Consider the following 5,367-nt stretch of genomic DNA (forward strand, 5'->3'; position numbering starts at 1 on the left):
CTTTCCATGGTCATGTCCGCTGTAGTGTGTGTGCTAATGGCGGCACACACCGTTGAAGCGGTGATTTGGGCGATTACCTACCGCATTGTAGGCGCAGTTCCGGAAGATTCGGAGTTCCTTTACTTCGCGTTCGTGAATTTCGCGACCCTTGGCTATGGCGACATCACGCCAGTTGTTGGCTGGCGTCTCCTTGGCCCCATCACGTCTATGAATGGCATCCTGCTATTTGGTTGGTCCACGGCGGTTATCTTCGAGGTCCTCGTCCAGACCCTTAGGCGGATCGACAAACTCGCGGACTAGCGGCCGCAACCGCGACTAAATGCTCAGTCATTCGAGGCGGTGCGGAGGCGTTGTCACATGAACTCCCGCGTACTTTCGCTTCCCAAGACCCTTTGTCTGGTGGTGGAGATGCCGCTGGAGCGCGGCATTGCCGTCACCTACGAGACGGAGCGCGCTGGGCAACCAAGTTGGGGCGGGATTATGCCCGCCGGCTCCGGCGGAAGAAACCGGGTCCACGCAACGTCTGGCACCTCGACGAGGTCGTCGTCAGCATCGGCGGTCAGAAGGACTGGCTGTTGCGCGCGGTCGATCAGGACGGCGATATCCTCGATGAGATCGTGCAGGCGCGACGCGCGACCAAGGCCACCGCGGCGGTTAGCTAGGCGATGGTCGTGATAAGTCCGCCTTCCACGCGCAAGGCCGCACCGTTGGTTGCGGAAGCAAGGGGGCTAGCGAGATAGGCGACGAGGCTCGCTATTTCACCGGGTTCGATCATGCGTTGCAGAAGCGAAGATGCCCGTGCCTTTGCGAAGAACTCCGCTTCAATCGTCTCGATCGAAGCCGACGGATCGCTCGCCTGACTGCGCAGGAATGCCTCGATCCCGTCTGCGCGCGTCGGGCCCGGCATGACTGAATTGACAGTGACCTTGGTTCCTTTGGTCAGTTCCGCAAGGCCGCGCGCGATCGTCAATTGTGCGGTCTTGGTTACGGCGTAGTGGATCATCTCCGCTGGCACCGACAGCGCCGATTCGCTCGATACGAAGATGATGCGCCCCTGATTGCGCTCAAGCATGCCGGGGAATACCGCCCGCGCAAGCCGCGCTCCGCTTACCAGATTGACTTCGAAGAAACGCATCCAATCGTCGTCGGTGATGTCGCCGAACGGCTTGCTTTCATAAATGCCGAGGTTGTTGACGAGGATATCGACCCGCCCGGCCGCAATGCTGGAGACTGCGGCATCGACTTTATTCTTTCCGCGCCCGCAGACAATCACATCGGCGCCCTCGGCGGCAAGGCACCGCGCAATCTCAAGGCCGATTCCGCCGGTGGAACCGGTAACAAGGGCTGCTTGGCCGTTCAGTTTTAGGTCCACAGTTTAACCTCGGGGTTTGAGGCGGAAATTTCATCCGAAGCGCAAATTCAGGCTGCCTGTTCGGCGCGCCCGTCGGCAACGAGGGCAAGCCGATGAAGCTGGAAATCAGCGATGGGCGCTCCCCTCATCTGGAAACGTCGTGTGTCAAAGGCAGTGTTTCATATCGCGCCCGGCCAGAAGATGCTCGAGCTAAGAGCTGGGCGGTAACAAGGGATCGAGTGCTGCGTTTACTGCAATGTACGCGACTGCATTGAACCGACCTCAGGCGCTCAATCGTAAGCCTGTTGCGTCCCGGTCGCCCCGTTGCAGCAGCCGAGTTTGGATTTAGTAGCCATTCATCCGGTTCGAGTGAAATTCATTGCACATCAGCGTGGGGAAAAAGCCCCGTAGCGACCAGTCCGGAGAGCTGGTGCTACGGGGTCTCAGTAACCCGGCCCCTCTGGGGAGCGCGCCGGGGAGCCTTGGATCGGTGTCTGCTTATCCGCTACCCCCGGCTCCTGCCGCCGAAGCGATGCAGAGCAAGGTCGTGCAATGCCCCATGGTGCTGACGAAAGGCAGCTTGGTCAAGTAAGGACAAGATTAGCCAATGCTATTTCAGCCTCGAACCGTCGGAAAGAAGCGTTTGGCTGCGTTGATCTCCGGGCCACGCGTGGCGGCGATGACGAGGCTAAGGCTTCCGTCGCGGAAATAGCGTCGGTCATACTATGCAACGACGGTCGCTGCCGGCGCCTCATCGAGGGCCTGCTCCAGCTTGGCGGCGCGGGTCTCGATGCCCATAATTGATCCATATCAACGCGAACGGGCGCTCTATTCTGGACACTACGCGAAGTGTGAGTAAACGGGCCGGATCGCGGAGGCTGGAGCCTGGTCCGACGATCCGGCCATCGCAACGGGCTGGCGCGCGGCCTTCTTGCTCTGGCCGAGTTCCGGTCGCCACCCGGTCGAGGTGATAGCGGGGTGCAATGCTGCCGATGCTCGCGCTTGGTGTCACGTCGGGGCCATTCGAAGGATCGGCCACATTGACCGACGATCAAGCGCAGGCGCTGATCGCGGGACAGACCTACTTTAACGTTCACACCGCCGCGAACCCGAACGGCGAAATGCGCGGTCAGGTGACGAGGGGGCATAGGCCCCCCGAGTTAAAGTCAACCACGGAGAGCGCCGCTGCGAATCGCCTGCCCTTGGCCATGTCTGGGCAATGTTGGGCGCTAATCGTAGCGATGCTGCAGCGGTGGCGCAGCCCTCGCAAGATGGGACTTGCGATGCGCATGTGATGCGCGCAGCCTTGTTTTGTGTCTGGGGGCGTTGCGTATCAAGGATTACAGCGATGTGGGAATATACCGACCGGCGCGGTTTTCCCGATGCCTCCCAACTGGGCTGGCATAGGCAGCAACACACCACCCGCAGAGGCGAGATTACGATCTGGACCAGCACGCGCGAAAACTGGCTAGCGGCACCGTTCGTGATCGTACCCGTCAACGGGCGGCGCCTCGCCGGTCGGGACAACATCAATAAGCGCATACTGTTCGAGGACGCAAAGAGCGTCGAGCAGGCGAAGCAACGGATCGCCGACTACATCGCCCAGGTCCGGGCCAGCGAAGCTTGAGCCCCGTCCCTCGCGGCCACACCGCGGCGACCCTGCCAGAGGCTTTTGCGTGTCTCGGGACGACTGAGCAGGGTTTGGTGCGGATGCCCTGGCCGAGGCCGCAACGGAAAAAATCAGCGCCTGCTGACTCTCCTGGCCTCTATATCTAGGGCACTGCTGGCGTAAGGCCGTGACGGCGCATGATCTCGACCATCTTGGCCCGGTCCGGTGGACCACCGGGTGCCGCATTGGCCACGGCGAAGACCTCGCGGAAATACTCCGGTCCAATCGCGGCCGGCGTAATCACGCAAAGTGTCTTCGCGTCCTGACTTCCATTGTTATCAAACCGATGAACGGCGCCTCGCGGAATGCATAGTGCCTGTCCTGGCCCAACATCGATCTGCTTCCCGTCGACCGTCCAGGTCAGGACACCGTCGATGCCATAGATCGTCTCTTCATAGTGGTCGTGGCTGTGCGCGGGAGCTGGTAATCGCTGAGACGCTGGGACCAGTAGTTCAAAGGCCGCAATGCTGCCGTTCGAATTGTCTCCGGTCAGCAGGAAATGGACCGCGAGCCCACTGGTCACAATGGCTTCGTCTGAAGGGTTGATGCAGGGACCTATGGCTGGCTGCGGCATTGCGAAACCTCATTTGGTAAACTACATTTACCATTTGATGGTAAACGCCATTTACCGAAAGTCAACGATCTATCTCAGAAGGCCTGCCGATGCGAACCGAGGACATGCTGATCGGCGCCTTGCTGCGCGTTCCAGCCCAGGCAATCCAGCGGCGGCTCATCAAGGAGCTCAACGCCGCTGGCTTTGACGAGTTGCGCCTGCCGCATATGGCGGTGTTGCAGTTTCCCGGTCCTCATCACGTTCGCCCGGCCACGCTCGCCGATCGAGCCGGCATGAGCAAGCAAGCCATCAACCAACTGCTCCGGAGTCTGGAGGGCTTCGGCTATATCGTCCGGTCGGATGTTCCGGGCGCCGGCAACGCCCGGGAGATCCGCTTTACCGAACGTGGACACGCCGCATTCTGGAAGATGGTCGACATATTGCGCGACATCGAGCGCGAGTGGAGCATCGAACTTGGGCCAGAGCGTTTCACCGAGCTCAAGGCGCTGCTGCTTCTCGTCTGGGATAGTCCATTGGCTCGCTAGCTCGGGGGTTGGTAGCCATTGAGCATGGCAAAGATCAGTTACAGCGGTTATCGCTTTCCACCCGCGATCATCCAGCAGGCAATCTGGCTGTGTCTCCGGTTCACCCTCAGCTTCCGCGACGTCGAGGATCTGCTGGCCGAGCGCGGAATTGCCGTGTCCTACGTTTCGCCTCGCACCGTAAACACTCTGACTAGATCGAGGGCAGCCATCGGAGGCCGAGGAGCCAACAATTGCTGCGGAGGGTGGGCGACGCCGACGAGGGGACGGCGACGCTTTAATGATGCGACGGTTGGCCAAGCTCGCGGCTGAGGAACAAACTGTCCCATCAACTTGCGTCGGTGTGACACTTGCCCAATCCGTTATGGTTGCGGGTTCAATCCGTCAGTCGGATAGACTTCTCGCTGCACAGATCGACGCCGTCATTTTCCCTATCCACCTCGTCGCTGCTGGACCGGCCCAATCGACCTTCCTTCATGGAGCGGCATCAAAGTCACCAACGATGATCGATATCGAAACACCGCCTTTGCTGGCGGGAAGCCGTCATTTAAGAAGAGCCCGAAAACTGATGGCGGAGTTTCCGCCTGCGTCCAGGCCAACTAATCCAGCGTGTCTCCGTAGTGTTCGATGTAGGCCAGTAGTCGCCGGACCGTGGCGGGAGCGCCATTGGCGGCGTACCGCTGGCTGGTCCTCGCCGTGATACCGAGCAAGGGCGCGATCGTGGTCTGGTTAAGGCCAAGACGCTTGATCGCGTGCCGGTATTCGTCTGCGGTCATCACGTCCAGCCTTCCTGCCCCAGCAGTTCCGACAGCTGCGCGAACGCCACGTCGTGCGACGGGTAGTCCCATGACTGGTGCGTCCCTTCCTTCTCGATCCAGCGGTTAATTACGCCATAGCGGTGGCCGCACTGCACCGACCAGCCCGTGTCGCGGACGCCGCAAAGGATTAGGAACTCGTCATCGACGGTCTGATCCTCTCCGCGCACGAACTTGACCCAGAGCGCCACGTCGAGTTTGCGCAGCGCATTGTTGGCGCGCGTAGTGATGACGTCGATGTTCATGGCTGGTTGTGCCTCGCCGCAATGGCATCAGCCTTGGCGATTTCAAGCGCATGGTCCCTGAGCGCCTGCTCGACCTCGTCGGGCGAGATGGTCGGGTCGCCCTCGAACGGGTCGTATCCGATCTGCTCGATATAGGCGGCGGCGAGACGGCTCCGACGTTTGGCGTCTGTCTCGTAGGTCTCGGTCCTGCCC

9 protein-coding genes and 2 pseudogenes are annotated in these 5,367 nt (G+C 60.6%); 6 read left to right on the forward strand and 5 right to left on the reverse strand.

Going from position 1 to position 5,367, the window contains the following annotated elements:
* Both AC1D34_RS36030 and AC1D34_RS36035 read left to right on the forward strand, forming a co-directional pair.
* Positions 1-300 (forward strand): potassium channel family protein (locus AC1D34_RS36030; RefSeq protein WP_476826845.1); only part of this gene is annotated, 300 nt, incomplete at its 5' end.
* Between the two features lie 70 nt (positions 301-370).
* Positions 371-644 (forward strand): annotated as a pseudogene (locus AC1D34_RS36035) (DDE-type integrase/transposase/recombinase); the annotation flags it as partial.
* 14 nt (positions 645-658) lie between these two features.
* On the opposite strand, the gene AC1D34_RS36040 reads toward AC1D34_RS36035, so the two are convergent.
* Entirely contained in the window at positions 659-1,372 is a 714-nt protein-coding gene (locus AC1D34_RS36040) for an SDR family NAD(P)-dependent oxidoreductase (RefSeq protein ID WP_476826846.1), read from the reverse strand.
* A gap of 971 nt (positions 1,373-2,343) precedes the next feature.
* Between AC1D34_RS36040 and AC1D34_RS36045 the strand changes: the two genes are divergently transcribed.
* Both AC1D34_RS36045 and AC1D34_RS36050 read left to right on the forward strand, forming a co-directional pair.
* Complete coding sequence (locus tag AC1D34_RS36045; RefSeq protein WP_441509025.1) at positions 2,344-2,646, forward strand: CHRD domain-containing protein; 303 nt, start codon at positions 2,344-2,346, stop codon at positions 2,644-2,646.
* A 53-nt stretch (positions 2,647-2,699) separates the two neighbouring features.
* Positions 2,700-2,978 carry a hypothetical protein gene (locus tag AC1D34_RS36050; RefSeq protein ID WP_441509022.1) on the forward strand — a complete coding sequence of 93 codons (279 nt, stop codon included), beginning with the start codon at positions 2,700-2,702 and terminating at the stop codon, positions 2,976-2,978.
* Positions 2,979-3,123: 145 nt separating this feature from the next.
* Here AC1D34_RS36050 and AC1D34_RS36055 read toward each other — a convergent pair whose 3' ends face one another.
* A complete protein-coding gene (locus AC1D34_RS36055) occupies positions 3,124-3,594 on the reverse strand; it encodes a cupin domain-containing protein (protein ID WP_476826847.1) in 471 nt (156 codons plus the stop codon).
* Positions 3,595-3,698: 104 nt separating this feature from the next.
* On the opposite strand from AC1D34_RS36055, the gene AC1D34_RS36060 reads away from it, so the two are divergent.
* Positions 3,699-4,118: a MarR family winged helix-turn-helix transcriptional regulator gene (locus AC1D34_RS36060; RefSeq protein WP_476826848.1), complete on the forward strand. Its 420-nt coding sequence runs from the start codon at positions 3,699-3,701 to the stop codon at positions 4,116-4,118.
* Positions 4,119-4,142: 24 nt separating this feature from the next.
* Positions 4,143-4,292 (forward strand): annotated as a pseudogene (locus AC1D34_RS36065) (IS6 family transposase); the annotation flags it as partial.
* Between the two features lie 422 nt (positions 4,293-4,714).
* Here AC1D34_RS36065 and AC1D34_RS36070 read toward each other — a convergent pair.
* From AC1D34_RS36070 to AC1D34_RS36080, 3 genes are all read right to left on the reverse strand, one after another.
* A complete protein-coding gene (locus tag AC1D34_RS36070; RefSeq protein ID WP_476826849.1) occupies positions 4,715-4,891 on the reverse strand; it encodes a helix-turn-helix domain-containing protein in 177 nt (58 codons plus the stop codon).
* Positions 4,891-5,175 carry a hypothetical protein gene (locus AC1D34_RS36075; RefSeq protein ID WP_441507958.1) on the reverse strand — a complete coding sequence of 95 codons (285 nt, stop codon included), beginning with the start codon at positions 5,173-5,175 and terminating at the stop codon, positions 4,891-4,893. The genes AC1D34_RS36070 and AC1D34_RS36075 overlap by 1 nt, the downstream gene beginning before the upstream one ends.
* A partial coding sequence (locus AC1D34_RS36080) for a hypothetical protein (RefSeq protein ID WP_476826850.1) occupies positions 5,172-5,367 on the reverse strand: 196 nt, incomplete at its 5' end. The genes AC1D34_RS36075 and AC1D34_RS36080, both read right to left, overlap by 4 nt.

This window comes from Allobosea sp. P1_A7 (assembly GCF_056406775.1).